This is a genomic window from Nocardioides segetis, assembly GCF_051390595.1.
Taxonomy (GTDB): Bacteria; Actinomycetota; Actinomycetes; order Propionibacteriales; family Nocardioidaceae; genus Nocardioides.
Window position 1 is genome coordinate 430,615 of the sequence record NZ_JBNINR010000003.1, and the last position, 26,551, is coordinate 457,165.

The following is a 26,551-nucleotide window of genomic DNA, read 5'->3' on the forward strand; positions in this document are numbered from 1 at the left end:
CCTCCCGAGATCGGTGTCGGACCGGACCGAGGTTCACGGCCCGGCTCGCAGGGTAGTCCTCTTTCCCGTGCGTTCCGAGGCTGCTTACCCTGACCGGGCCGGGTCCTATCATCGAGCGCGTCGCACGACCGGGCGGAGCGACAGCGGACGACAGGGGACGACAGCGTGACCGTGGGGACCACACCAGGCGGCGGACCGGGCATGCACCGGGGTACGCCGGGCGGCCCGCAGGGCGGTCTCCCGGGCGCGCTGCCGCCCGGGGCGCCGGGCGGTCCCCCGGGACGCCGGGTCGCGCCACCGGCGGCGCCCGGCAGCCTGACCCAGCGCGGCAACCGCGGCGAGCGCCCCGACCTGCCCAGCGGACAGCTCCAGCTGCAGCCGCCGCCGCAGCTCCAGCCGAGCGAGGGCGCCGCGGGCGTGGCGATGAACGCCATCCCGATGCTCGGCAGCCTCGGCTCGATCGTGCTCGTCGCCGGTCTCGGCGGCGCGGGCGGCAACCAGGCGCTGCGGTTCATCGCGGCCGGCATGTTCCTCTTCGCCACGCTCGGCTTCATCGTGGTCCAGATCGACCGGCAGCGGAAGCAGCGCCAGCAGCAGGTCACCGGCTCGCGCACGGAGTACCTCCGCTACCTCGCCACCGTCCGCAAGGTGGCCCGCGAGGCCGCCGACCAGCAGCGCCGGGCCCTCACCTGGATGCACCCGGCCCCGACCGCGCTGCCCTCCCTCGCCGAGGACCGGACCCGGGTGTGGGAGCGCTCGTCGGCCGACCCCGCCTTCCTCCAGGTGCGGTACGGCGTGTGCGCCCAGCCCCTGGCCCTGGAGCTGCTGCCCCCGGAGAGCGCCCCGATCGACGAGGTCGACCCCGCCTCGGCGTCGGCCCTGCACCGACTGCTCGTCGTGCACCGCCTTCAGCCGGACCTTCCGGCGTCGATCGACCTGCGGGCGTTCGACCGGATCGAGGTCTGCGGCGACGAGGAGGAGGCACGCTCCCTGGCGCGGGCCCTGCTCTGCTCGGCGGCGACCTTCCAGTCGCCGGAGAACCTGCAGATCGCGGTCCTCGCCGGCGAGGCGACCCTGGCCCAGTGGGACTGGGTCAAGTGGCTGCCCCACGCCCACAGCCAGCACCAGAACGACGCGGTCGGGCCGGCGCGCATGGTCACGACGTCGCTCAGCGACCTCGCCACCATGCTGCCGCCCGACCTGACCGAGCGGCCCCGCTTCGGCGCCGACGAGCGGCCGGCGATCCCGCACATCATCCTCGTCACCGACGGCGCGGAGCTGCCGCCGGGCAACCACCTCGTCCCCTCCGACGGCCTGCACGGCGTCACCGTGATCGACCTGCCCGCCCGCTGGGGCGAGCTCGACAGCCCGACGGCACTGCGCCTCGAGATCGAGGACCAGCCGGCCGCAGCGGTCGCGGCGGGCCAGGCTCCGGAGACGGTGCCCCTGGTCGCCGTACGCCTGCGGACGGAGCCGGTGCGGGCCAAGGCGGACCAGTGCGGCGCGGCCACGGCCGAGGCCCTGGCCCGGCGGCTGACCCCGCTGTTCACCCCGACCGCCGGCGCGGCGGTCGGCGAGGAGGCGGCCGCCGACCTCACCGGCCCCACCGACTTCATGGACCTGCTCGGTCTCGGCGACGTCCACAGCTTCGACCCCGGCACCGCCTGGCGACCGCGCCCCGCCCGCGACCGGCTGCGGGTCCCGATCGGCGTCGGCGACACGGCCGGGCCGATCCACCTCGACATCAAGGAGTCCGCCCAACAGGGCATGGGCCCCCACGGCCTGGTGATCGGCGCGACCGGATCCGGCAAGTCCGAGTTCCTCCGCACCCTGGTCCTCGGACTGGCGATGACCCACTCCCCCGAGCAGCTCAACATGGTGCTCGTCGACTTCAAGGGCGGCGCGACCTTCGCCGGCATGGCCGAGATGCCGCACGTCTCCGCGGTGATCACCAACCTCGCCCAGGAGCTCACCCTCGTCGACCGCATGCAGGACGCCCTGTCGGGCGAGATGGTGCGCCGCCAGGAGCTGCTGCGCGAGGCGGGCAACTTCGCGTCGATCCGCGACTACGAGAAGGCGCGTACGTCGGGCGACCCCGCCGCGGCGCAGCTCGCGCCGCTGCCGTCGCTGTTCCTCGTGGTCGACGAGTTCTCGGAGATGCTGTCGGCCAAGCCGGAGTTCATCGACCTCTTCGTCGCGATCGGCCGCCTCGGACGCTCGCTGGGCCTGCACCTGCTGCTGGCCTCGCAGCGCCTGGAGGAGGGTCGGTTGCGCGGTCTCGAGTCGCACCTCTCGTACCGGATCGGCCTGCGCACGTTCAGCGCCCAGGAGTCGCGCGCCGTGCTCGGCGTACCGGACGCCTACGAGCTGCCGGCGGTGCCCGGACTCGGTTACCTCAAGCCCGATCCCACGACGATGACGCGGTTCAAGGCGGCGTACGTCTCCGGGCCGCCGGAGACGAGCCGACGCCGCGTCGTGCGCGACAGCGGCGGCAAGGTGCGCGGCATCCTGCCGTTCACGATCTCCGAGGTGCAGACCTTCGACGAGCCGGAGCGCGAGGACGTGGACGCGGCCACGGCGGCCCCCGCTCCCGTCGAGGGCAGCGCGTCGCTGCTCGACATCGCCGTCGCCCGCATGGACGGCCGGGGGCCGGCCGCCCACCAGGTCTGGCTGCCGCCGCTCGACCTGCCCGACACGCTCGACCGGCTGATGCCCGACCTCGCGCCGCACCCCGAGCTCGGCCTGGTCTCGCTGCAGTGGCGCGGGGTCGGCGGCCTGACGGTGCCGCTCGGCACGGTCGACCGGCCGCGCGAGCAGCGCCGCGACACCCTCACGATCAGCCTCAGCGGGGCGGCCGGTCACGTCGCCGTCGTCGGCGGGCCGCGTAGCGGCAAGAGCACGCTGCTGCGCACCATCGTCACCAGCCTGTCGCTGACCACGACCCCGCTGGAGTCGCAGTTCTACGTCCTGGACTTCGGGGGCGGCACCTTCGCGCCGCTGACCGCGCTGCCCCACGTCGCCGGCGTCGGGTCGCGCTCGGAGCCGGAGGTCGTGCGCCGGATCGTCGCCGAGGTCAAGGGCATCGTCGACCGCCGCGAGCGCTACTTCCGCAGCCAGGGCATCGACTCCATCGAGACCTACCGCAGCCGCCGCGGCCAGGGCCGCGCCGACGACGGGTACGGCGACGTCTTCCTCGTCATCGACGGCTGGGGCACCCTGCGCTCCGACTTCGACGACCTCGAGCTGGAGATCCAACAGCTCGCCGGGCGCGGGCTCACCTTCGGCCTCCACATCGTCACCGCGTCGACCCGGTGGCCGGACTTCCGCGCCGCCATGCGCGACCTGCTCGGCACCCGGCTCGAGCTGCGACTCGGCGATCCCATCGACTCCGAGATCGACCGCAAGGTGGCCGCGCTGGTGCCCGGCAACCGCCCGGGCCGCGGCCTGGTGCCCGGCAAGCTGCACTTCCTCGGCGCGCTCCCCCGCACCGACGGCGACGGCACGGCCGAGACGCTCGGCGACGGCGTGGACGCGCTGATCGCCGCGGTGACCGCCGCCTGGCGGGGACCGGCCGGCCCCAAGCTGCGCCTGCTGCCGGACCGGATCACCCTCGACGAGGTGCGCGCGCAGTCCGGCACCCCGCCGCAGCGGCAGCTGCTCCTGGCGATCAACGAGAAGGAGCTGGCGCCGGTCGCGCTCGACGTCGACGCCGAGCCGCACCTGCTGCTCTTCGGCGACGGCAAGTCCGGCAAGACCAACCTGCTGCGCACCTACTGCCAGGAGATCATGCGCACCCGGACCCCCGCCGAGGCGCAGATCATCCTCGTCGACTATCGCCGCTCGCTGCTGGGCGAGGTCCCCGAGGAGTACCTCCTCAACTACCTCACCTCAGCGACCCAGGCGCAGCCCGCGCTCAACGACCTGGCGACGTACCTCCAGAACCGGATCCCCGGTCCGGACGTCACCCCCGAGCAGCTGCGCAACCGGTCGTGGTGGACCGGGGCCGAGGTGTTCGTCGTGGTCGACGACTACGACCTGGTCGCGACCCAGCAGAGCTCGCCGGTCGCGCTGCTGCAGCCGCTGATGGCCCAGGCCCGCGACGTCGGGCTGCACATCGCGGTCGCCCGCCGCTCCGGCGGTGCCTCCCGCGCCCTCTACGAGCCGGTCATCCAGACCATGCGCGACCTGGCGATGCCCGGCATCCTGCTGGCCGGCAGCCGCGACGAGGGCGCGCTGATCGGCAACTTGCGGCCCGGCCCGGCGCAGCCCGGACGTGCCCGGATGCTGACCCGCGACCGTGGGGCCGAGGTCGTGCAGCTGGCCTGGACCGACCCGTCGCTGTGATCCTGGTGCAGGAATCGCCGGTCGACCGGCGAAACTGTCACTTGTCGGGCGTTGCAACGCACGACAAGTGCAGGAATCACCGGTCGACCGGCGATTCCCTCAGGGGCGCCTCGGCATCGGCGCGCGGAGCGGCGATCACCGCGGCGATGGCGGTGGTGACCGGTACGGCGAGCACCAGGCCGATCGAGGTGACCAGGGTCCGGACGACCTCCTCGGCCAGCTGCTCGGTCGAGATCAGGTCGATCAGCGGGCGGTCGTAGACGCGCAGCAGCATCAGCAGGATGAGCGCGGTGCCGACGTAGGCGAACACGATCGTGTAGATCGTCGAGGCGATGTGGTCGCGACCGATCCGCATGGCGCTGGTGAAGACCGCCGTGCGCGAGGCCTGGGGGCTGGCGGCCCGCAGCTCCCAGACGGCGGAGGCCTGGGTGATGGTGACGTCGTTGAGGACGCCGAGCCCGGCGATGACGAGCGCGCAGCCGAGCAGCGCCTGGAAGTCGAGCGCGCCGAACGAGGCCAGGATCGCGCCGGTCTCGTCGCTGATGCCGGTCAGCTGCGCGTCGCCGATCGCGACGACGCCGATGCCGGCGGTCAGCGCGATGCCGAGCAGGGTGCCGGCGAGAGCGGTGCTGGTGCGCAGGGAGAAGCCGTGCGTCGTGTAGAGGACGACGAACATGATCGCGGTCGCGCTCGTCAGCGCCACCCCCACGCCCGGGGCGCCGTCGAGCAGCGCGGGCAGCATCCACCACCACACCACGGCGCCGCCGAACGCGAGCCCGATCAGGCCGAGCAGCCCCCGCCAGCGGGCGACGGCGAGCACGACGGCGACGAAGAGCACGCCGAGCCAGACCAGGGTCCCGTAGCGCTCGGTCGCGAAGTAGGAGTACGTCGCCTCCTGGTCGGGCGCGCCCTCGGGCGGCGGCGTGCGCAGCAGCTCGACCCGGTCACCCTTCGCGAGCCCGGACTCGACCACCTCGGGGGGTACGTCGAGGCGGACCGGCTCTTCCTCGCCGTCGACCACGACGGTGATCGTGCTGCAGCCGGACCCGTCCGGCAGTCCGGTCCGGCCCGAGCAGCGCTCGGCCACGGCGACCACGTCCGCGGACGGGAAGGTCACCCCGGGCGCGGCGAACTGGGCCGCGGCGCCACCGCTGCGCGCGCTCCGGGCGGCGGCGTCGCCGGGCGGCCACCAGATCGCGAGGCCGGCCACCGTCCCGATGAGGGCGAGCGCCAGCGCGGAGAGCAGCACGATCCGCGCCGTCGTCCCGACCTCGATCCGGTCCTCCGGACCGCGGTCCGCCCGGCGGCCGTGTCCATGTCCGTGCCCGTGCCCCCGGCCGCGATGGCTGCTCACGCGCCCACCCTGCCACGACCTGCCCCGATATGAGAATCGTTGTCAACTAGGCTGGAACGGTGAGTCCGCACGTCCCGGTGACCGCCCTGACCGGACATCTGGGCGCCGGCAAGACCACACTGCTCAACCGGCTGCTGCGCCGCCCCGGAGCGCGGGTCGGGGTGATCGTCAACGACTTCGGCGCGATCAACGTGGACGCCGGCCTCGTCACCGGCCAGGTGGACGAGCCGGTGTCGATCGCCGGCGGGTGCCTGTGCTGCATCGAGGACGTGTCCGGCCTCGACGCCGCCCTCGAGCGGCTCGCCCGGCCGCGGCTCGCGTTGGACGCGATCGTCGTCGAGGCCAGCGGGCTCGCGGAGCCGGGCGTGCTGGCCCAGATGATCCGCGGCTCCACGGTGCCCCGGGTCCGTCCCGGCGGGGTGGTCGACGTGGTCGACGCGGTCGAGTACTTCGCGACGCTCGACGACGGGGGCATGCCGCCCGCCCGGTTCTCGGTGGCGACCCTGGTCGTGATCAACAAGACAGACCTGTTGCCGCCGACGACGCGCGACGACACCCTCGCCGCGATCGAGGCACGGATCCGCGCGGTCAACCCGGCGGCGCACGTCGTGCGCACCTCGCGCGGCCGGATCGACCCGGCACTCCTCCACGACGTCGCCCGGGCCGAGGACCCGCCGGACGAGCTGCCGCTCGCCGCGCTGCTGCGCGCCGAGCGGTCCGCGCAGGAGGCCGACGACGGCCACGACCACGCCCATGCCGCCTCGGCGACCGCGCGCACGGACGGTCCGGTCGACCCCGCTCGGGTGGTCGACCTCCTCCTCGATCCGCCCACCGGGGCCTACCGGATCAAGGGGACCGTCGCGGTCGACACCGGCCGGGGCCGCACGGGGTACGTCGTGCACGTGGTCGGCAGCCAGGTCCACGTCGCCGCGCTCCGGCCGGCGCCCGCGTCGAGCGAGCTCGTCGCGATCGGCGTCGGCCTGGACGCCGCGGCCGCGCGAGCCCGCCTGGAGGCGGCCCTCGCCCCGAGCGCCGGGCAGCCCGGCACCGAGCGCGACGGTCGTCAGCGACTGGAGCGGCTCCGGCGGCTCACCAGCTCGACTTCGTGATCCCGGGCAGCTCGCCGCGGTGGGCCAGCTCGCGGAACCGGATCCGCGAGAGGCCGGCCTTGCGCAGGTAGCCGCGCGGGCGGCCGTCGACCTGGTCGCGGTTGCGCAGCCGGACGGGCGACGCGTCGCGGGGCAGCCGGGCGAGTGCCCGGACCGCCGCCGCCAGCTCGGCCGTGCCCGGCTCCGCGCGGCGGACCCGCTCCTTGAGGACGGCCCGCCGCTCGGCGTACCTCTCGACGGTGGCGCGGCGCCGGTCCTGCGCGGCGACCTTCGCGCGCGAGGCCATCAGCGCTCCTCGCGGAACTCGACGTGGCGGCGCAGGACGGGGTCGTACTTGCGCATGCGCAGGCGGTCGGGGTCGTTGCGGCGGTTCTTCCGGGTGACGTAGGTGTAGCCGGTCCCGCCGGTCGAGCGGAGCTTGACGATCGGTCGGACGTCGGATCCCTTCCCCTTCGATCCAGCCATGTCAGAGCCTCTCTCCTCGGGCGCGGAGGTCGGCCACGACGGCCTCGATCCCCCGCTGGTCGATGGTCTTGATGCCGCGGGCGGAGACCCGCAGCGTGACGTGCCGTCCCAGGGACGGCACCCAGTAGCGCTTGCGCTGGACGTTGACGTCGAAGCGCCGCCGGGTCCGCCGGTGGGAGTGCGACACGTGGTTGCCGAACGCGGGCCGCGCGCCGGTCACCTGGCACACCTGTGACATCTGCTTCCCTCCTGATCTATGATTGAGAATGATTCTCATTCTAAACCAGAGGAGCAAGCGATGAAGCAGGGCATCCACCCCGCCTACGGTCCCGTCGTGTTCCGCGACCGCGCCACCGGCGACCTGGTGCTCACCAGGTCGACGCTGGCCGAGCGCGCCGGAGCCGACGGACGCACGATCGAGCTCGACGGCGCGACGTACCCGGTCGTCGACGTCGACGTCAGCGTGCACAGCCACCCGTTCTGGACCGGCCAGGGCCGCGTCCTCGACACGGAGGGGCGGGTCGAGGCGTTCGAGCGCCGGTACGGCCGGGGTGTCGCCCGATGAGGATGCCCGTGGTGCTGCTCAGCGGCGTCGACCCGGAGGCGATGGCCGCGACCATGGTGGGCCTGCAGTTCGACCTGCCGGGCGCCGTGGCGTGCCGGCACAGCATCGACGTCGAGCGCGGCGTGCTGACCCGTACGGTCAGCGACCTGAGCGGCGTCGTCGAGACGCACGAGACGCTGCTCGAGCATGCCTGCGTCAGCTGCGCGATCCGCGAGGACATCCTGCCGACGCTCGAGCGGCTCGCGCGCGACGGCCGCTGGCAGAGCATCGTGGCCCACCTCCCCGTCGGCGCCGAGGCCGCCCACCTGTGCGCCGCGCTCACCTGGGACACCCGGCTGGCGCGGTTCCTGCGGGTCTCCGCCGTCGTCACGGCCGTGGGCGCGCGGCACCCCGTGCGCGACCTGCTCGGCGACGACCTGCTCGCCGAACGCGGCCACCACTGCGCCCACGACGACCGCCGCGGCGTCGGGGAGGTGCTGTCCGCCATGGTCGAGTACGCCGACGTGGTGGCCTTCGACGACGCGGTCGACCCGGTCGCGCGCGGCCTCGTCACGACGCTCGCCCGCCCGGACGCGACCGTCGTGGAGGGCGGACACGGACTCGGGGGCGACGTCCTCGTCGGACGACTCCACCAGCACGCGCGCACGGACGCATGGACCGACCCGGCGCGCACGGACGCCCTGCCCGACGTCCGCGCGGAGGGGGTGTGGCGCGTCGACCTGCAGTCGCTGCGCCCGTTCCAGCCGGACCGGCTGCTGGACTCGCTCGAGCAGCTCGGCGCCGGGGCGCACCGATCGCGCGGCTGCTTCTGGCTGCCCAGCCGCCCCGGCCGGATCCTCGAGTGGGACGGCGCCGGCGGCCAGCTGAGCATCGGCGACCACGGCTCGTGGGGCACCCGCAGCCCGTTCACGCGGATCGTCCTGGCCGGCGTGGGCGTCGCGCCGCCCCACCTGCGCTCAGCCTTCGACGGGCTGCTGCTCGCGCCCGGGGAGCCGGTGACCTGGCCGGCGGGCGAGGACGGCTTCGAACCGTGGCTCGGGCCGATCCGGGAGGTGGCCTGAATGGCCGTGCCGAAGCGTCGTACGTCGCGCAGCCGCACCCGACACCGTCGCTCGCAGTGGCGGGCGAGCGCCCCGGACCTGGTGCCCGTCACGATCGACGGCCGCACCCACCGCGTCCCGCGGCGCCTGGTCGGCGCGGTCATGGACGGCCTGGTCGACCCCGAGACGGGAAGGAGGAGCAGGCGATGAAGGTGCGCAACTCGATCCGGTCGCTGAAGAAGCAGCCCGGCGCCCAGGTCGTGCGGCGGCGCGGCCGCGTCTATGTGATCAACAAGCGGAACCCGCGGATGAAGGCCCGCCAGGGCTGATCACGCGACGGACCGGTCCTCGGGTACGACAGGTCGGCACCCGAGACCGATGTCCGGCACCGTCGACCGACCTAGCGTCGGGAGCATGATCCGTCGTCCCGTCGCCGCCGTCCTGCTGGCCTGCTACTCCGTCGTCGTCGCGCGGCTCACCCTGGCCGACCCGGCGGCGGGCCGCTGGGCCTTCGACCTGGCCGACGCGGCGGCGCGGCGGGCCAGCCACGGCCGGCTCGACTGGAGCGAGACCGAGGTCATCGCGAACGTCGCGCTCTTCGTGCCGGCGGGCTTCCTGCTCGCCGTCCTGCTCGGCCGGCCGCTGCTCGCGGCGGCCCTGACGGTGCTCGCGTCGGCGTGCATCGAGCTGGCGCAGCAGCAGTTCCTCCCGCCCCGGGTGCCGACGCTCGCCGACGTGGTGCACAACGGCCTCGGCGGGCTGGTCGGAGCGATCCTCGCCGCCCCGCTCAGCCGGGTCGGCCTGTCGGCCCGGCCGGCGGGTCAACGCGCCGGGCAGTACTGAGCCAGCCAGTCCCCGAAAGCACCCACCGAGCCCGAGGTCGAGGCGCCCGAGCCGTCGTCGACCAGGGCACCCGGAACGGCGCTCCGGTCGAGCTCGTCGCCGAGCGAGCCGTAGACCCCGGAGATCTCGACGTAGTAGCCGGTGCGCGCCAGGGGACTCATCGAGTCGGGTACGCCGAGGGCGACGAGGTCGCCGGCAGCCGCCCGCAGCGCGTCCGCCGCAGTGCCGGGCTGCGCGGCGTACTGCCCCTGGGCGTCGGCCAGGGTGAGGTAGCCGGCACAGAACTCGTCCTCGCCCGGCACCGCACCGCCGGCCGCGGGGGACGCCTCCTCCGCCGGCGGAGGGTCGTCGCCACCATCACCGTGGCCCCCACCGCGGCCGAACGTCAGGGTCACGACCAGCACGACGACCAGGGCCAGGGCGAGGCCGAGGCGCGGCAGCAGCGCGGACCCGTCACTCATAGGGGCGCTTGGGCGGGCCCGTCGGGGTGACCTCGGCAGCGGCCAGGACCGGCACCTCCTCTGTCCCGATGCCCTCGCCGGTGCCCGGCACCCAGGCGCCGACCACCTCGACCCACTGCTCGTCGGCGGGTGCCTGCTCGCCATCGCCCGGGTCGACGCGGACGCGGAAGGCCAGCGCGTCCGCAGCACAGCAGCTGATGGAGAGCCGGGTGACGTACCAGCCGTCCTCGTCGTGGGTGACGAATCCGCGCAGCCGGACCTGAGCACCGGTCAGCACCTCGCCGTACGCCGAGGCGTAGGCGACGAACTCCGAGACCAGCATGTCGTGGACCTGTCCCTCACGCAGCGGCGCGACCGCGGCCTTGTCGTACCGCACGGCGCTCACATCGTTGGACCGCCGCTCGGCGACATAGGCCCCGAGAGCGGGAGGCTGGACGACGAAGGCGATGACGACGGGGAGCAGCAGGGCCCACACCGCAGGGGACGACCGGTCGGTGTCGTGGCGGCTGCTGAAGACGGCGAGGAAGGCGAGGCCGACCATGGCGGCCCCGCTGACGACGAGCGGCCACTTCATCCAGTCGTTGACATAGCGCGCGTACTCGTCCGTGAGGCCGACCCGCAGTGCGACCGCGCCGATCGCGGCGAGGACGACGGACTGGGCGTTCCGGTTCACAGCAGCACCCACCCGACCAGGACAGCGACGACGGTCGCGACCGTGAGGACGAGCGGCACGAACTGGACCGCGAACCCACGCCCGAACTGGCCCGCCTCCATCGCGGCGAGCTTGATGTCCATGGCCGGCCCGACGACGAGGAACACCAGCTTGGCCGTGTCGGAGAACGCTGTGAGGCTCACCGCGACGAAGGCGTCGGCCTCCGAGCAGAGCGCAACCAGGAAGGCGAAGGCAGCGAGCACGACGACGCCGACCAGCACGTTGCCGGCGACGGACTCGACGACGCTGACCGGCACCAGCACGTTGACGGTGGCAGCGATGACCGCGCCGATGACCAGGAAGCCGCCCGCGGGGAGCAGGTCGTGCCACGCCGCCCCGACGAAGCGGCCCCACCGGGTGTCGCCGCCGTGGGTGTGCTGGGCCGCGCTGATCCGGGGCAACCGCAGCGCCGGCAGCCGTCCGGCGACGACCACATAGATCCAGCCGATGACGACGGCGACGAGCAGTGAGGCGACGAACCGGGCGACCACCATGTCGGTACGGCCCTGGAAGGCGACCGCCGTGGAGATGATCACCGCCGGGTTGATCGCCGGGGCGGCGAGCAGGAAGGTCAGCGCGATCGGCGCCGGTACGCCGCGTCGGGCCAGCCCCGAGGCGACGGGGACCGCGGCGCACTCGCAGGTCGGCAGCCCGATCCCGGCCAGGCCCGCGACCGGGACGGCGAGAGCCGGGTTGCGAGGCAGCACCCGCGACACCAGTCGCTCCGACAGCAGCGCCGAGATCAGCCCCGACAGGGCCACGCCCAGGACGAGGAACGGGATCGACTGAACGACGATCGCGAGGAAGACGGTGGCCCAGGTCTGGAACGCCGCGCCCTCGAGGTGGTCGCCGAGGAGACGCTGGAGCGGGACGGCGGCGACCAGCAGGCCCAGCACCAGCCAGACCTGGAGATCGCCGCCGGCCCGGGTCGTGGACGAACGGGTCGTGCTCATCGCCCGGAGCGTAGTGCCATCTGGTTACGAATGGGAATCATTGTCAACAACGGACCGTGGCCGGCCCGCCTCCGGAAGCAGAGGGCTCAGCTCAGCTCAGCGCCGCACCCGGACCCGCGTCGACCGGTCCCGCGCGGCCGCGACCTGGCCGTCACCCCGGTAGATCACGGCGACCCGCTTCGTCCCGGGCGGGACGCTCTTCGCGATCCGCACCCTGATCCGGGCCCGGCCCCTCTCGTCCAGGTGCACGGTGCGGACCCTGCCCGCCACCCTGACCCGGACAGCACCCGACGGCACCCGCGCGCCGGCCCGCACCCGGACCCGCACGACCACCGACCCACCGCGCCGCACGGTCGGCCGCGACACCCGCACCTTCAGCACCGGCGTCGCCTTCACCACGGGGTCGGCGCCCGGCTCCGCCACCCCCGACGGCCCGGCCGGCCCCGACGGCGGCGGGCCGGTCGGCGCCGCCTCCACCGCGAGCGTGACCTCCGGCGACGGACCATAGGCCACGACGCCGTTCGGCTTCACCACCGATACCCGGTAGGCAGCACCGTCGTCGGCCGCGGTGGCGGTGAGCCCGAGCGTCTCGCCCACCTCGTCCGCGAGCGTCGTCCACTCCTCGGAGCCGGCCGCCCTCCGCTCCCAGCGGTGCTCGGTCAGGACCGTCGGGCCGTTCTCCGGCAGCTCACGCGTCAGGGTGGTGGTCTCCCCCTCGATGGCCGAGGTCCGCCCCGTGATCGTGGGCTGCTGTCGCGCCGCGGCGCCGTGGTCGTCGACCTGGATCGTCACCGGCTCGGCGACGATCGAGTCCTTGCCCTCGGCCGCGAAGTCGAGGATGACCCGCACCTGCACGCCGTCGAGAGCCTGCTCGGCGGTGAGCCGGTGCTGCTTCCCCGATGCGCCGGGGAAGGGCTCCCAGTCGCGGTCGGCCCACTTCCACTCCCAGCGGATCTCGTCGCCCGGCAGCGGCTCGGGCGCCACGGTCGACGCCAGGCTCACGGCGTCCCCCTGGTGATAGTGCTCCGCGAGCTGGTTGAGGAAGAACAGCTGGGCGTCCGGATCGTCGGTCACGTAGATCCGCACGGCGGGAGTCCTGAACGCCTCGACCCCGTCGGGCGTGAGCACCCGCAGCCGCAGGTAGCCCTTGTCGTGATCGGCGACGTTCACCGTCTTCTCCACGGTCGCGGGGCTCTGCGAGCCCGCGGCCCACACGACCGTGCTCGGGTCGGCGGCGGCGAAGTCCGCCGCCTTGCTGAACTGCCACTCGTAGGTGAACGCGTCGCCGTCGCGAACCGGGTGGATCTGCGCGCTCAGGTCGGCGCTCGCCCCCTCGAAGTAGAGCGTCTGCAGCCCCTGGACGGGCAGCTCGAAGTTCGCCGCCTGCACCCGGTGGGGCTCGGACTGGCGCACCGGCACGCCGTCGCGCACCACCCGCACCGCGACGTCGTAGGCGTTCGCGTTGTCGCCCACCCGCTTGATCGTGACCGAGGCCGGATCCGGGTAGGCCGCGGTCGAGCCGGAGACGGCGAGGCGGGTCGACCAGGTGACGCCGAGACGGTAGACGAACTCCGTGGTCTCGCCCTCCGCCAGGTCCAGCCCGCCGGCCTCCAGGCGGTAGAGGTCTCCGGGATAGATGGGGCCGCTGCCGCCGACGCGGGTGAGCGAGGGCCGCTGGCCCGCCTGCTCGACGTGCACCGGGTACCAGCCCGCCTGAGCGACGATCGAGCCGCTGCTGCACGTCTCATTGGCGCACTGGCGCACCGCTACGCTCAGCTCGTAACCGTCATCGGAGGCGCCCAGCACCGGCGACCGGGTGTACGCCGACGAGGTCGACGTCTGCACGTTGAGGCCGGTGCTGGTGGAGCCGATCGGCCGCCACAGCCAGCGATACATCTGGCTCTCCGCCAGGGTGACCCCGACGACCTCGGCGCTCAGCAGGTCTCCCGGCGCATAGGACGCCTCGACGCCGGTGACGGCGAACGGCACCCCGCCCTCGTCGGTGACGGAGACGGTCACCGGCTGCGAGCTCGAGGTCGCCGCCAGGTTGGCGACGCTCGGGACGAAGACCGCCGTCACGTCGTGGGAGCCGATCGCCAGCGCGTCCACGGTGAGCGCTGCCGCACCGGCGACGACCGCCTCGTGACCCAGCACCGTCGTACCGTCCCGGAACTCGACGTACCCCTCCACCGTCGCCGGGGAGACGGACGCGCGGAGCTCCACGGGCGTGCCCACCGTGACCGTCGAATCGCCCTCGATCTGCACGGCGGTCTCGGTCGCCACCTGCTCCGGCAGCTCACCGACCACGAAGGTGTAGACCGCGGTGTCCTCGACCTGCTGCCCGGCGACCGTGCCGGAGGCCCGCACGGTCAGGTGGTAGATGCCCGCCGCGGTGAACGCCCAGTTGGTGTGCATGTGGGAGCGGCCCACCAGATCGAATGCCTTGACGTCCTCGTCGCTCGACCACTGCCGGATCGCGCCGTCGATGTCGTTCTGGTAGAGCTCGACGTCGCCGGGTCCCGCGACATCGACGAGGGTCATCGTGGTGGTGTTCGCGTCCAGGGTCCCGTCGGGGACGGACTCGGTCGAGAAGCCCGGCCACAGCTGGTCGGCAGCGAAGCCCTGCGGCGCGATCCACACCTCGGCACCGGCGGGCGCGATGAACGGCCGACTGGCGGGCGCGGTCCGCCGTGAGTCGTCGTCGACGTGGAACCACACCCGGTCGGCCGGGTAGCGGGTGTGCGGATCGGGCGTGTCCGCCCTCGTCGCCAGCACCAGCGCGCCGTCCTCCCAGAAGGTCGCGATCGCGTCGGTGTGCACGTCGGCGATCACCCGTCGCTCCGCCGGGTCCGGCGCCGGCCCCGGCGCGGCCGACGTGCGCGCCGGCAGGGCGCCGAGCACGCCGAGCCCCAACGTCGTCGTCAGCAACGCCGTCAGCAGGAGTTTCAGTGAAACGAGGGGCGGCAGGAGGGTACGAGCGCCCCGAGCGGGCGCAGGGGCAGGCGACATCGGCACAGTCCTCGTCATCGTTCGCAGCAGACAGCGGAGCCGACCGGGCCGTTGTGGCGAGCGCGGTCGGTGGTCTCGACCGTAGGGTTGTTGAGAATGATTGTCAATCTCATTTCAGTGGAAGCGGCGGGCCGACCGGAGCCGAACGAAGGGCCGTGGCACACGACGCGCTCTGACAGAACCGGCGCTGGAGGCGGGTTCCTGGCGATGGACCACGCCTGGCGAGCCTCGTCCGCGGGCGCACCGGAACCGCTACCGCGGCCCACCGCTGAGCGGGACGGCGGCGCCCTCGGCCGAGGACGGCGCGCCGGTCCGCGCCGCGCCGGCCCGCGCGATCCCGGCGAGGACGCCGTGGCGCGGTGCCGCGAGCCAGGCGACCAGGAAGGCGCCGGCCAGCACCAGGACGATGGTGGCCCCGACCGGCAGGTCCCAGGACCAGGAGATGTAGAGGCCCACGGTCGCCCCGACCACCCCGATGCCCGGGGCGAGCACCATCATCACGCCGAGCCGGTCGGTCAACAGCCGGGCGGTCGCGGCCGGCGCCACGAGCAGCGCCAGCACCAAGACGTTGCCGATCGTCTGCACGGACATCACCACAGCCAGCGTGACCAGGACGTAGAGGACCAGGTCGTGCAGGAAGACACGCAGGCCCAGGGCGCGCGCCATCTCCCGATCGAGCGTGACCGCGACCAGACCGTGGTGGAGCAGGAACAGCGTCGTGAGGACCGCCAGGCCGGTCACCGCGATCACGGCGACGTCGCGGTCGGGCACGCCCGCGATCGAGCCGAAGAGGAACTGCTGCAGCGAGCCGGCGTACCCAGGCGCCCGGGAGATGATCACGACGCCCAGCGCGAAGGCGGCGACGAAGAAGACGCCGATCACGGCGTCCTCCTTCAGACGCCGACCCTGGCTGAACACCGCGATGAGCACCGCGGTGAGCACACCGGCGACGGTCCCGCCGACGATCAGGTTGCCGGACAGCACGAAGGCGACGGCCAGACCGGGGAAGACCGCGTGGGCGACCGCGTCGCCGATGAACGCCATGCCGCGCAGGACGACATAGCAGCCGACGACGCCGCACACGACCGACGACATCATCGCGACCGCCAGCGCCTTCGGCAGGAAGCGCAGGTCCGGGTTGGTGAGGTCGGCGAGGAAGTCCAGCGGGCTCACACCGTCACCCCCGCCGCCAGCACCCGCAGGAACGGGCTGTCGGCGCTCACCTCGAAGGTGTCCGACCACGCCTCGGGACGGTCCCGGAGCTCGGCGGCGCTCCCCGTGGCGACCACGGTGCGGTTGAGGAGCACGACCCGGCGGCAGGCGAAGAGCGCGGACGCGATGTCGTGGGTCGTCATCAGCACCGCGCGCGCCGGCCCGTCCACCCCGTCCGCGAGCCCGGTGAGCATCGCGAGCAGCGACTCCTGGGTGGGCAGGTCCAGGCCCGTGAACGGCTCGTCGAGGAGCAGAACCGACGGATCGAGGGCGAGCGCCCGGGCCACCAGCACCCGCTGGCGCTGGCCGCCGGAGAGCTCCCCCACCGGCCGTCGGCGCAGGTCCGTCATCGCGACCAGGCCCAGGGCCCGGTCCACGGCCCTCCAGTCGGCGACCCGCGGCCCACGACCGGGGCGCAGCCCGCCGACCCGCCCGGTGAGCACCACCTGCTCGACCGAGATGGGGAAGTCCCAGGCGAACTCGTGGCGCTGCGGGACGTAGCCGATCTCGCCGCGTCGCCGTCGTACCGGACGGTCGTCGACGCGCACCTCCCCCGCCCGCGCCCGGGTCAGGCCCAGGACCGCGCGCAGGAGCGTGGTCTTGCCCGCTCCGTTGGGACCGATCAGTCCGACGAGCTCGCCACGGTGGAGATCGAGGTCCACGCCGCGCAGGACCGGCCGGCCGCCCAGGTCGACCTCCAGGCCGCGCACCTGCAGTCCGCTGCTCATGGCGCGACCTCGTCCAGCAGCGCCCGGGAGCGGGTACGACGCCCGCGCGCCACCGCTGCCAGCAGCACGGCGACGAGGACGACCGCACCGCCGCCGACGACCCACGGCCAGATCGGCGTACCGTCCCCGTCGACCGGGTCCGCGTCATCGGCGGTCGGCTCCGGAGCGTCCGGGCCGGGGGCGCTCACGGCGGCCCGCAGCGCCTGCGCGGGATCGGTGGCGTCTCCCACCGCGATCCGGAGCGTGCCGGTGGCGGTCTGCTCGGTGCCGTCGACGAGGGTCGCGGTGGCGGCGATCGAGACGAGATAGACGCCGGGCTCGGCGAACACCCAGTTGGCGTGGGTGTGGGTGTTGACGTCCACCCAGAGGTCCTGGTCTTCGTCGGCGGCGAGGGCGCGGGAGTCCCAGAGCACGTCGGGCTCTCCGAAGCCGCCGTCCTGCAGGTAGACGACCAGGTGGCCGGGGCCGTCCACGCCCCGCAGGGTGAGGGTGACGCCACGGTCGACGCTGTCGAGCACCGAGGGGTCCTGGGTGTTCCAGCCGAGCCAGACCACGTCCGGGTCCTGGGTCTGCGGCACCACGTGCACGCCGGCGCCGGGCGGCACGCCGAGGAAGGCGTAGGCCGGGTCGTCGGGCACCTGTTGGGTGGCGGCGTCGCGGACCCGGATCACGGCGTGCTCGAGCGGGCGCCACACCGAGCCCGCCAGCCGGGTGTCGTCGTGGACCATCAGCGTCCACGCGCCGTCGACCTCGCGGGGGCCGAGGTCGACGTGGCCGGCCTCGAGCACGACGTCGTCGGTGGCGACCTCCTGGTCGGGGTCGATGGTCTGCTGCAGCGATCCGTCGTCCGGCGGCACCGTCGGGGCGGGGTCCCCGGGGGCGGCCGCGGCGGCCGGGACGAGCAGCAGCGACAGCGCGGCGGCCAGCACCACGGCCCGGCAACGGTTGAGGGCAGGCCCCTTCAGGACAGGCACGTGCGGATCTCCTCTGCGTTGAAGCGCATCATCTGGACGTAGTCGGTCACCCGGTCGTCGAAGGCGTCGCCGTAGATCGCACAGACCGCGACGTCCTCCTCCTCGGCGACCTGCGTGAGCACGGACGAACGAGCGCGCAGCCCCGGCTCGAGGAAGACCGCCGGCACCTCGAGCGTCCGGATGGTCTCGACGAGCTTGCGGCGGTCGGCGAGCGACGGCTCGGTGGCCGGGTTCGGCGTGACGAAGCCGGCCACCTGCAGCCCATAGGCGTGCGCGAGATAGCCGAAGGCGTCGTGGGTCGTCACCAGGTAGCGACGGCGCTGCGGCACCTGCGCGATCGTGTCGCGGACGTAGCGGTCGAGCGCCTCCAGCTCCGCGAGGTAGGCGTCCGCCCGCTCGCGGTAGGCCAGCGCGTTCTCGGGATCGGCGTCGATCAGGGTGTCGCGGATCAGCTCGGCGTAGGCCATCACATTGCCGACGTCCTGCCACAGGTGCGGGTCGATCTCGCCGTGCACGTGCTTGCCGAGCACGGCCTGCGGCAGCTGGTAGACCCGTGTTCCGGGCCGGCCGAGGAAGCCGAGGCGTTCGTCACCCGGCACCTCGACCAGCGCCTTCGCGGGCACGTCGACGACCACCTCGGCCGGGTCGAGCTCCTCCTGGCTGTGCTCGCCGCCGCCCTCGGCGTCGTAGCGGAGATCGAGGTCGCCGCCGTCGAGGTCGGCCGTGACGTCGGCGTGCCCGCGATCCAGCACCCGACCCTCCCCGGCCTCGTCCGGCGGGATCCCGACGGCGAAGGTCACCGTCGTGGTGCCGATCGGCAGCGGCTTCGCACCGCTCTCCACCTGCAGCCGAGCGGCGAAGTCCACCGTGTAGACGCCCGGCTCGGAGAAGGACCAGGACATGTGGGTGTGCGCGTCGGCGGGCAGGACCGCGGTGTCCTCCCGGTAGCCGTCGGCCGCCTCGAAGCCGTCGCCGGAGTCGAAGTAGACCTCCGGATCGCCGAAGGATCCCGTCAGGTAGCCGACGACGCGGCCGGGCCCGGTCATGCCGGTCGCGGAGAGGAGCACGTCGGAGGCGCGCGTGGCGCCGTACCGCTCGCCGCGACCGTGGACCCGCAGCCCCAGCCAGATCGTGTCCAGGTTGACCTTCTCGACGAGCGGGATGATCTCGGCGGCGTACTTCACCGCGTCCTCGGCGAGCGAGATGTTCACCGCGTCGTCGGGCAGGTTGGCGTCGAGCACCTTGATCACGCTGTGCTCCTCCAGCAGCAGGTAGTTGCTGAAGGCCACGTCGGCGTAGACCACGTCGCGCGCGCGGCGCAGGCTGGGCTCGTGGCTGTGCGGGTCAGCGCCGTCCGGGACCAGCGGCACGACGTTCACGTCCTCGCCGCCGACGTTGCGGACCAGGTCCGCGATCAGGCCGGTCGTCGTGATCACCTGGAGCCGGTCGTCGTTCGCGGAGAGGGTGGGTGGCGCGGCGCAGGCGGTCAGGAGGACCACCAGCGCCGCGCCGCCCGCGCTCCGCCTACGCATGGGCGAGGCGGCGGATCGACCGACGGCGTACGCCGAGCACGGCGGCGCCGGACACGACGAGGGTGACGCCCAGCGGCAGCAGCACGGTGAGGCTCGCCCCGGCGCCGGTGGCGGGGATGCAGTCACGGGTCGCCGCCCCGGGCAGGGTCGCGGGCAGGACCGCGGGCAGGGTCAGGGGCGCGGTCAGCCCGACACTTCGGCCCCCACCGCCGGAGCCGCCGCCGGAGCCGCCGCCGACCACGAAGGTGAGCGTCGCGCTGTCGGAGACCGCCGTGCCGTCGTTCAGCGTGGCCGACTGGGTGATGGTGACCTCGTAGGTGCCGGCCGCGGTGAAGACCCAGTTGCCGTGGGCGTGCACGTTGAGCGGCACGTCGAAGGACCGCGGGAATCCGCTCACGTTGCCGAACATGCGCTGCCCGACCCCGCCGAACGAGTCGGTGAGGTAGACCGCCAGCCGGCCCGGTCCGCTGACGCCGTCGAGTCGGTAGCGCACCGGCCCGCGGACCTGCTGCCGGACCGTCTCGTGCTGGGTGTTCCAGCCCAGCCACGGCACGCCGCCGACCTGGGTCTGCGAGATCAGCCAGATCGGGTCGCCGGGCGCGCCGAGGAAGGAGTACGCCGCGCCGGCGGGGACCTCCTGGCGCGCGGGCCCGCCGATCACGAACGACAGGCTCTCCGGCTCGACCCAGCTCGGCGGCTGACTGCGATCGTCCTTCACCCGCGCCCGCATCGCTCCGGCCTCGATCATCGAGCCGAAGTCGAAGTGACCGTCACTCACCGCGGTCCGCGTGGTCGGCGTGGCCTGGGGGGCCGTCGCGCCGGCACCGTCCGACGGGGCCGGAGCCTGCGCGCCGCGGGTCACCGGAACGCACTCCGGGGTGGCCCGCGCCGGAGCGGGCGGCGGCGCGGCGGGCGTCCCGGCCTCCGGCCCGTCCGGGGCGCTCTTGCTCTTCGTGCCCTTCGTGCCCTTCGTGCTCTTCTTTCCGTCCCCCGCCTTGTCGCCGGCCTTGCCGGCGTCGGACGCCGGGCCGGGCGCCGTCTGGGCGCAGGGACCGACCCGGAAGGTCAGCGTGTCGGTGCTGGACACCTCCCCGCCGGACTTCAGCCGCGCGAGATGGGTGGTGGTGACGCGGTAGACGCCGGGCTGGGTGAACGACCAGTTCCCGTGCCCGTGGGTGTTGGCGGGGATGGTGGTGCTGCGTGGCCAGCCGTCCGCGGTGCTCAGCACCGGCGTGATCGACCCGAACGAGCCGGTCTGGTAGACGAACAGCTGCCCGGGCCCCTCGACCGCGTCGAGCCGCCAGGTCGTGGCGCCCTGGATGTTGCCGATGGCGCTCTCGTGCTGGGTGTTCCACCCGAGCCACGGGACGCCTGCCTCCTGGACCTGCCCGACGGTCCAGATGTCGCTGCCCGGCGTACCGAGGAAGGCGAGAGCCGGGCTCGCCGGCACCTGCTTGCGGGCCGGCGCGCCGACCTCGAACAGCATCGTCGCCGGATCCCGCCAAAGGGGCGGGTGGGTGCGGTCGTCCTTGACCTGCGAGTCGAGCCGGTCGCCCGCGACCTGCACGCCGTAGTCGAAATGGCCGTCGCTGACCCGGACGGCGTCTGCGGGCAGGTCCGGCACGGCACAGGCGTCCTCCTGCTTCGCCGCCGTCGCGATGGGCGTGGGCGTGGGCGGCAGGGGCGGGGACCCCGGCGAGACCAGCGGCTCCTCCGGTTGCGGCTCCTCCGATGGAGGCTCGGTCGGCACCGGCTCGGTCGGCACCGGCTCGGTCGGCAGGGGCTCGGTCGGCTCCACCGGCGGCACGTCGAGGTGGTAGCGCGCGGTCGTGCCGGCGACGGTCGCGTCCAGGACGTAGCGACCGGGCCCGGTGAAGGACCACACCGGCCAGCCCTCGCTGCCGATCGGGAGGACCAGCGTGTCCGGGCGGTCGTCCCCGGTGTCGATCAGGTCGACCGGCGCCCCGTGGACGTCGACGTCCCGCACGAGCATCCGGCCCGGACCGGTCACCGCGAGGTCGATCTCCAGGGTCGTGGCCGACGCCGGCGCCAGGCGCGTGTTCCAGCCCAGTGGCACGCCGGCACCAAGGGCGTCCTCCCCGAGACGGAGGGCGACCGCGGCGGGCACATGGGAGCGCTGGTCCTGGACCAGCGACAGCGACGGTGCTCCGTCCGCGCCGGCCGCGACGTCCAGCAGGGTGACGGGGCCGTCCGCGGCGCGCAGCACCGCCGAGCCGGCGGCGCCGGCGTGCGCCGCCGGCAGCCCGCTCATCACGAGCAGGCAGAGCGCGGCACCGGCCGCGAGAAGCAGGCGGACGAGCGGGGACGAGAGGGTGCGCGAAGGTGTCTTCATGGGTGCTCCCAGGGGAGGAGGGCGGGGCCGGCGTCAGACCGGCCCCGCCTGGGGGGCTGTCAGATCGGCCGGGCGGTCAGCGCCGGACCTTCACGACCCGCGTCGTGCTCGACCGCTCCGTGGTCGCGTCGCCCTGGTAGACGACCTTGATCCGGTGCTTGCCCACGGTGAGCCGGGGCAGCTTGATCACGACCTTGCCGTTGACCTTGACCGCCTTGGCGGCGACCTTCTCGCCGCCGGCGCGGACCACGACCGTGCCGGTCACCGGGACGCCGGGCGCCGAGGGGACGGTGACCGCGACCTTGACCTTGCCGCGCTTGCCGGGCGTGAGGCGCTGGGGCTTGACCTTCACCTCGACCTGGCTGGCCGCCTTGCCCGCCGCCGGCTGCGTCGGCGTGGGCGCGGCGCCGGAGGCGAGGCTCACCACGACCGGCGCCGACTCGGCGATGACCGCGTGGTCGTGGTCGAAGATCCGCGCGATCACCTCGGCGCCCTGCAGGTCGGCGGTCACGGGCAGGTCCGCGGTGGCCTGGTTGGAGTCGGGGATGTAGGTGTAGAACTCCTCGCCCGGCTTGCGGACGTACCAGTGGAAGTGGTCCTCACCCGTCTCGGGGCTCTGGGTCGAGCTGAAGTGGGCGGTCTCCCCCACGGCGTACGACGCCTTGTCGGCGTGGGCCGTGAGCGTGGTCACCTGCGGCAGTTGCGACACGTGCAGCGTCAGCGGCTCGGAGGACGCCACCACGTTGTGGGCGTCGTCGTAGAGGTTGGCGTAGACCTGAGCACCGTCCCAGACGAGCGACGTCGGCAGCTTGAGCTCGGCGGTGCTGGAGGCGTTGCTGATGGCGTAGTCCGGGCTGCCGGCGCGCTTGACGAACCAGTGGTAGTGGTCGAGGTCCGTCGCCGCGGTCGGTGCCGCCGTGAGCGTGATGCCCTGGCCGTAGAGGTAGGTCGCGCCCGGCTTGTTGGGCGTGACCTCGACACCGAGGTCCGCCGGGGCCGGGTCGCCCACGCGGATGTGGTAGCTCGCGGTCGGCCCGGTCAGGGTGGCGCCGCCGGTCGTCGTGGCCCGCGGCGTGACCTCGAAGGTGTAGTCGCCCTTCTCGGAGAAGGTCCAGTTCGTGTGGACGTGGGCGCTGCGGGAGACCGGGATCGTGTCGGGACCGCCGTCGCTGCTGTCGACGTAGTGCTTCTCGACACCCCCGAAGGAGTCGTTCATGAACGAGTGGACCTCGCCCGGACCTTCGACCTCGACGTCGAGCGCCACCGGTTCGCCCTCGGGCGGCAGCTCGGTGCCGGCCGGCAGGGTCGCCGTCAGCCGCTCGGTGCTCCAGCCCGGCCACGGCAGGTCGTGGTTCTGGGTCATCGGCAGCATGTAGACGGTGTCGCCCGGGGCACCCAGGAACGCATATCCCGCGGCGTCGGGCACCTCGATCGCGGCGACCTGGTCGTCGATCGCGATGGTCACGTCCCCGGGGTCGCGGTACGTCGATCCCGGGGCGTGCAGCTGGGTGTCGTCCTTGATCTGGAGCGCCAGACCGGCGCTCGCCTCGTCGTAGGTGACCTCGAACAGGTCGATGTGACCACGGTCGAGGACCACCGGCCGGTCGGCGGCGGCCGCCGGCGCGGCCAGGCCGACGGCGACCGCGCCGCCGGCGAGTGCCAGCGCGGTCAGTGAGCTGATGCTTCTCATGGGTTCCGTCCCTCTCCACCGACGGCGGCTCCGTCGGGCGTCGGCACTCTACATGAGAATGATTCCCATTTGCACTAGGGTGGTCACGCATCCCTGCCGACCGACCCCAGGAGGGCCCGATGAACCGCACCGACCTGACCGCCGCCGTCGCCGAGGCGACCGGCCTCACCACCGAGCACGCGGCCGCCGCCGTCGCGGCGACCCTCGACGGCATCGCCCGCGGCGTGGCCGAGCACGGGAGCGTCGCGCTCGCCGGGTTCGGGACCTTCGAGCGACGCCGTCGCGCGGCGCGCACCGGCCGTCACCCGCGCACCGGCGAGCCGATGGAGATCCCCGCGAGCGTCGCGCCCGGCTTCAAGCCCGCCACTGCCTTCCGCCGCCGGGTGGCGGCGACCGGTTCCCCGGAAAACTAGAACACGTTATCGTTCCGCCATGAGCGGCACGGTGGTCGGGGCGGCGCCCCTGCAGGCGGAGTACGACGTCGTCGTGGTCGGCTCGGGCGGAGGCGCCCTCACCGGCGCCGCCCTCGCCGCCGCGGCCGGCCTCAGCACCCTGATCCTGGAGCGGACGCCGCTCATCGGCGGCACGTCGGCGTACTCCGGCGGAGCGTGCTGGCTGCCGGGCAGCGCCGTGCAGCAGCGTGCGGGCCTGCCGGACTCGACCGAGGGCGCGCGGGCCTACCTCGCGGCCGTGCTCGACGACCCCGACCCGGAGCGGGTCGAGGCGCTGCTGACCCAGGCCCCGCTCCTGGTCGCGCGACTCGAGGCGGACCCGCTGATGGACTTCGAGTGGATCCCGTTCTCGGAGTACTACGACGCGCCCGGGCGCGTCCCGATGGGTCGCTCGATCCAGCCGGTGAGCATCCGCCGCGAGGAGCTGGACCCCGCCGTCGCGGCCCTGGTCCGGCCGCCCGTCGAGCGCGATCGCTCGGGGCGGCCGGGCCGGTCCACCCTCTCCGGTGGGCAGGCCCTCATCGCACGACTCGCCGCGATGACCGTCCGCGACGGCGGCACGATCGCCACCGGTCACCACGTCACCGGGTTCGGCCGGGACGCCGACGGCCGCGCCACCACGGTCCGGTACGACGGGCCGGACGGTCCCGGCGAGGTGCGGTCACGACGGGGGATCCTCGTCGCGGCGGGCGGCTTCGAGGGCAGCGCGGAGCGTCGTACGGCGCACGGGACGCCGGGCGACGCGGCCTGGACGATGGCGCCCCGCGGGACCAACACCGGCGAGGTGATCGACGCGGCGGCCGAGATCGGTGCGGCGACGGACTGGTCCGGCGAGGGCTGGTTCTGCCCCGGCCTGCAGCAGCCCGACGGCAGCGGCGCGTTCACGCTCGGCTTCCGCGGCGGCGTGATGGTGGATGCGTCGGCGCGGCGCTACGGCAACGAGTGCCTGCCCTACGACCGGTTCGGCCGCGTGATGGCGGCCGCCCCCGACCGGACGCCGTCCTGGCTGGTCTTCGACTCCCGCGAGGACGGCCGGCTGCCCGCCATCGCGATGCCGGAGGGCGATCGGGCCGAGCACCTCGCCGCCGGCACCTGGGTCGAGGCGGACACGCTCGAGGGCATCGCCGCCGCCACCGGCCTCGACGCCGCCGCGCTCGCCGCCACCGTCGCGCGCTACAACGCGTTCGCCGCCGCCGGGAAGGACGAGGACTTCGGCCGCGGCGAGGACGAGTACGACACCTTCTTCGCCGGGGGCGGCGGACCGCAGGCCGCGCTGGCGCCGGTGGACAAGGCGCCGTTCACGGCCGCCCGGTTCGTGCTCTCGGACCTCGGCACCAAGGGCGGCCTGGTCACCGACGCCCGCGCCCGCGTGCTCGACACCGAGGGGCGGGCGATCCCGGGCCTGTACGCCGCCAGCAACTCCGCCGCCTCCGTCTTCGGCTCGGCCTACCCGGGCCCCGGCGCCCCCCTCGGTGCGGCGATGGCGTTCGCGTCGCTGGCGGTGGACGACATGCTGGGCCAGGACCCTTGTAACTAAGGGTTACAGCAGCCGAGGCCCCTCGGAGAGCCGCTCAACCGGCCAGGCGCCCCAGGACGGTCGTCGCGAACCGCCCGAGACTGCGCACCTGCTCGGCACTGAGCCCGTCGAAGAACAGCTCGCGGACCAGCGCGACATGCCCGGGGGCCGCCGCATCGATGGCGGCCTGGCCGGCGTCGGTCAGGTCCACGAAGGCACCCCGCCGGTCGTCGGCGCAGTGTCGGCGCTCGACGAGCCCGCGGGCCTCCATCCGGGAGACCTGCTTGGAGACCCGGCTCTTCTCCCACTGCAGCCGCTCACCGAGCTCGTACATCCGCAGCGTGCGGTCGGGGACGTCGGGATCGGTGAGCGCGACGAGGATCTCGTAGTCGGAGATCGAGAGGCCACTGGCGGCCTGCAGCTCGCGGTTCAGCCGAGCGGTCAACTGGGCGTTGAGGTCGATCCAGGCCCGCCAGGCCCGCTGCTCCTCGTCGTCGAGCCACCGCGTCGTCGTACTCATCGGTGTCATTCTAGCCGAGAATGTTGACACATCCACGATCTCGGAGGAGAGTAGTTGACATGGCAACGATCGACCTCGACGCGATCACCAAGGACCGCGAGCGGATCAAGAAGGAGTACCTCCTCCCGGAGGGCGAGCGACCCGAGAGCAGCGCCCGTGGCATCCACCACGCCGCGCTGCTCTCCTCCGACGTGCGCCGCACCATCGACTTCTACCAGGGCCTGCTGGAGTTCCCCCTGACGGAGATCTTCGAGAACCGCGACTACGCCGGCTCCGACCACTTCTTCTTCGACGTCGGGGCCGGCAACCTGCTCGCCTTCTTCACCCTGCCCGGCCTCGACCTCGGGCCGTACGCCGAGGTGCTCGGCGGGCACCATCACCTCGCGATCTCGGTCACCCGCGAGAAGTGGGACTACCTGCGCGCCAAGCTCGACGAGGCCGGGATCGCCTACCACCTCGAGTCCCGGGTCTCGCTCTACTTCCCCGGGCCCGACGGCGAGCGGCTCGAACTGCTCGCCGACCCGCTCGGTGAGATGTACGGCACCAAGGTCCTCTGACGACTACCCGGGTGCTGTTGCCACTACCCGGGTGCTGTTGCCACTACCCGGGTGTTGTTGCAGCGGAGTTCGCGCTGTAACCCTTAGAGGTTCCGCCAATAGGTTAAGGGCGTCGGGCTGGTCGGGTGTTCCAGCGGTGGGTGGTCCAGGCGATGCGGACAA

25 protein-coding genes are annotated in these 26,551 nt (G+C 73.5%); 10 read left to right on the plus strand and 15 right to left on the minus strand.

The window, feature by feature from the left end:
* Positions 1-165 precede the first annotated feature (165 nt).
* Entirely contained in the window at positions 166-4,344 is a 4,179-nt protein-coding gene (gene eccCa, locus ACPZVR_RS08300; RefSeq protein ID WP_436699097.1) for a type VII secretion protein EccCa, read from the plus strand.
* 76 nt (positions 4,345-4,420) lie between these two features.
* Here eccCa and ACPZVR_RS08305 read toward each other — a convergent pair whose 3' ends face one another.
* Positions 4,421-5,698 (minus strand): YibE/F family protein, encoded by a 1,278-nt coding sequence (locus ACPZVR_RS08305; protein WP_436699098.1) that lies wholly within the window; start codon positions 5,696-5,698, stop codon positions 4,421-4,423.
* 59 nt (positions 5,699-5,757) lie between these two features.
* On the opposite strand from ACPZVR_RS08305, the gene ACPZVR_RS08310 reads away from it, so the two are divergent.
* Positions 5,758-6,807, plus strand: a complete 1,050-nt coding sequence (locus ACPZVR_RS08310) for a CobW family GTP-binding protein (RefSeq protein WP_436699099.1) — start codon at positions 5,758-5,760, stop codon at positions 6,805-6,807.
* Here ACPZVR_RS08310 and rpsN read toward each other — a convergent pair.
* From rpsN to rpmB, 3 genes are read right to left on the minus strand one after another with little or no spacing between them, the layout of a single operon-like run.
* Entirely contained in the window at positions 6,788-7,093 is a 306-nt protein-coding gene (rpsN, locus tag ACPZVR_RS08315; RefSeq protein ID WP_436699100.1) for a 30S ribosomal protein S14, read from the minus strand. The genes ACPZVR_RS08310 and rpsN overlap by 20 nt on opposite strands.
* Complete coding sequence (rpmG, locus tag ACPZVR_RS08320) at positions 7,093-7,272, minus strand: 50S ribosomal protein L33 (protein ID WP_282401542.1); 180 nt, start codon at positions 7,270-7,272, stop codon at positions 7,093-7,095. The genes rpsN and rpmG overlap by 1 nt, the downstream gene beginning before the upstream one ends.
* 1 nt (position 7,273) lies before the next feature.
* Positions 7,274-7,510, minus strand: coding sequence for a 50S ribosomal protein L28 (gene rpmB, locus ACPZVR_RS08325; RefSeq protein ID WP_436699101.1), 237 nt, complete (start codon positions 7,508-7,510; stop codon positions 7,274-7,276).
* Positions 7,511-7,570: 60 nt separating this feature from the next.
* Between rpmB and ACPZVR_RS08330 the strand changes: the two genes are divergently transcribed.
* From ACPZVR_RS08330 to ACPZVR_RS08350, 5 genes are all read left to right on the plus strand, one after another.
* Positions 7,571-7,837 (plus strand): type B 50S ribosomal protein L31, encoded by a 267-nt coding sequence (locus ACPZVR_RS08330; protein ID WP_436699102.1) that lies wholly within the window; start codon positions 7,571-7,573, stop codon positions 7,835-7,837.
* The gene (locus ACPZVR_RS08335; protein WP_436699103.1) at positions 7,834-8,898 is read left to right on the plus strand and encodes a CobW family GTP-binding protein; all 1,065 of its coding nucleotides are present in this window, start codon (positions 7,834-7,836) and stop codon (positions 8,896-8,898) included. Before ACPZVR_RS08330 ends, ACPZVR_RS08335 begins: the two co-directional genes overlap by 4 nt.
* Positions 8,899-9,087 carry a 50S ribosomal protein L32 gene (gene rpmF / locus ACPZVR_RS08340; RefSeq protein WP_436699105.1) on the plus strand — a complete coding sequence of 63 codons (189 nt, stop codon included), beginning with the start codon at positions 8,899-8,901 and terminating at the stop codon, positions 9,085-9,087.
* Positions 9,084-9,206 carry a type B 50S ribosomal protein L36 gene (ykgO, locus tag ACPZVR_RS08345; protein WP_436699106.1) on the plus strand — a complete coding sequence of 41 codons (123 nt, stop codon included), beginning with the start codon at positions 9,084-9,086 and terminating at the stop codon, positions 9,204-9,206. The genes rpmF and ykgO overlap by 4 nt, the downstream gene beginning before the upstream one ends.
* Positions 9,207-9,291: 85 nt before the next feature.
* Positions 9,292-9,720, plus strand: a complete 429-nt coding sequence (locus ACPZVR_RS08350; RefSeq protein WP_436699107.1) for a VanZ family protein — start codon at positions 9,292-9,294, stop codon at positions 9,718-9,720.
* Here the strand turns inward: ACPZVR_RS08350 and ACPZVR_RS08355 are convergent.
* The 10 genes from ACPZVR_RS08355 to ACPZVR_RS08400 all read right to left on the minus strand — a co-directional run bounded on the left by ACPZVR_RS08355 (position 9,699) and on the right by ACPZVR_RS08400 (position 23,344).
* The gene (locus ACPZVR_RS08355; RefSeq protein ID WP_436699108.1) at positions 9,699-10,181 is read right to left on the minus strand and encodes a hypothetical protein; all 483 of its coding nucleotides are present in this window, start codon (positions 10,179-10,181) and stop codon (positions 9,699-9,701) included. The two genes, ACPZVR_RS08350 and ACPZVR_RS08355, sit on opposite strands and share 22 nt — an antisense overlap.
* Positions 10,174-10,854, minus strand: a complete 681-nt coding sequence (locus ACPZVR_RS08360; protein WP_436699109.1) for a TIGR03943 family putative permease subunit — start codon at positions 10,852-10,854, stop codon at positions 10,174-10,176. The genes ACPZVR_RS08355 and ACPZVR_RS08360 overlap by 8 nt, the downstream gene beginning before the upstream one ends.
* Positions 10,851-11,846, minus strand: a complete 996-nt coding sequence (locus tag ACPZVR_RS08365; protein ID WP_436699110.1) for a permease — start codon at positions 11,844-11,846, stop codon at positions 10,851-10,853. Before ACPZVR_RS08365 ends, ACPZVR_RS08360 begins: the two co-directional genes overlap by 4 nt.
* 96 nt (positions 11,847-11,942) lie before the next feature.
* Entirely contained in the window at positions 11,943-14,774 is a 2,832-nt protein-coding gene (locus ACPZVR_RS08370; RefSeq protein WP_436699111.1) for a choice-of-anchor M domain-containing protein, read from the minus strand.
* A gap of 333 nt (positions 14,775-15,107) precedes the next feature.
* Positions 15,108-16,028, minus strand: coding sequence for an anchored repeat-type ABC transporter permease subunit (locus ACPZVR_RS08375; protein ID WP_436699112.1), 921 nt, complete (start codon positions 16,026-16,028; stop codon positions 15,108-15,110).
* Positions 16,025-16,795 carry an anchored repeat-type ABC transporter ATP-binding subunit gene (locus tag ACPZVR_RS08380; protein WP_436699113.1) on the minus strand — a complete coding sequence of 257 codons (771 nt, stop codon included), beginning with the start codon at positions 16,793-16,795 and terminating at the stop codon, positions 16,025-16,027. Before ACPZVR_RS08380 ends, ACPZVR_RS08375 begins: the two co-directional genes overlap by 4 nt.
* Positions 16,792-17,769: a choice-of-anchor M domain-containing protein gene (locus ACPZVR_RS08385; RefSeq protein WP_436699114.1), complete on the minus strand. Its 978-nt coding sequence runs from the start codon at positions 17,767-17,769 to the stop codon at positions 16,792-16,794. The genes ACPZVR_RS08380 and ACPZVR_RS08385 overlap by 4 nt, the downstream gene beginning before the upstream one ends.
* Entirely contained in the window at positions 17,757-19,301 is a 1,545-nt protein-coding gene (locus ACPZVR_RS08390; protein WP_436699115.1) for an anchored repeat ABC transporter, substrate-binding protein, read from the minus strand. Before ACPZVR_RS08390 ends, ACPZVR_RS08385 begins: the two co-directional genes overlap by 13 nt.
* Positions 19,294-21,654 (minus strand): TIGR03773 family transporter-associated surface protein, encoded by a 2,361-nt coding sequence (locus ACPZVR_RS08395; protein WP_436699116.1) that lies wholly within the window; start codon positions 21,652-21,654, stop codon positions 19,294-19,296. The genes ACPZVR_RS08390 and ACPZVR_RS08395 overlap by 8 nt, the downstream gene beginning before the upstream one ends.
* 76 nt (positions 21,655-21,730) lie before the next feature.
* A complete protein-coding gene (locus tag ACPZVR_RS08400) occupies positions 21,731-23,344 on the minus strand; it encodes a choice-of-anchor M domain-containing protein (protein ID WP_436699117.1) in 1,614 nt (537 codons plus the stop codon).
* Between the two features lie 119 nt (positions 23,345-23,463).
* On the opposite strand from ACPZVR_RS08400, the gene ACPZVR_RS08405 reads away from it, so the two are divergent.
* Together ACPZVR_RS08405 and ACPZVR_RS08410 are read left to right on the plus strand one after the other, a co-directional pair.
* A complete protein-coding gene (locus tag ACPZVR_RS08405) occupies positions 23,464-23,757 on the plus strand; it encodes an HU family DNA-binding protein (protein WP_436699118.1) in 294 nt (97 codons plus the stop codon).
* Between the two features lie 19 nt (positions 23,758-23,776).
* Positions 23,777-25,333, plus strand: coding sequence for an FAD-dependent oxidoreductase (locus tag ACPZVR_RS08410; RefSeq protein ID WP_436699119.1), 1,557 nt, complete (start codon positions 23,777-23,779; stop codon positions 25,331-25,333).
* Positions 25,334-25,367: 34 nt separating this feature from the next.
* On the opposite strand, the gene ACPZVR_RS08415 is transcribed toward ACPZVR_RS08410, so the two are convergent.
* Complete coding sequence (locus tag ACPZVR_RS08415; protein ID WP_436699120.1) at positions 25,368-25,832, minus strand: MarR family winged helix-turn-helix transcriptional regulator; 465 nt, start codon at positions 25,830-25,832, stop codon at positions 25,368-25,370.
* 59 nt (positions 25,833-25,891) lie between these two features.
* Between ACPZVR_RS08415 and ACPZVR_RS08420 the strand changes: the two genes are divergently transcribed.
* Entirely contained in the window at positions 25,892-26,389 is a 498-nt protein-coding gene (locus ACPZVR_RS08420; RefSeq protein ID WP_436699121.1) for a VOC family protein, read from the plus strand.
* Positions 26,390-26,551 lie beyond the last annotated feature (162 nt).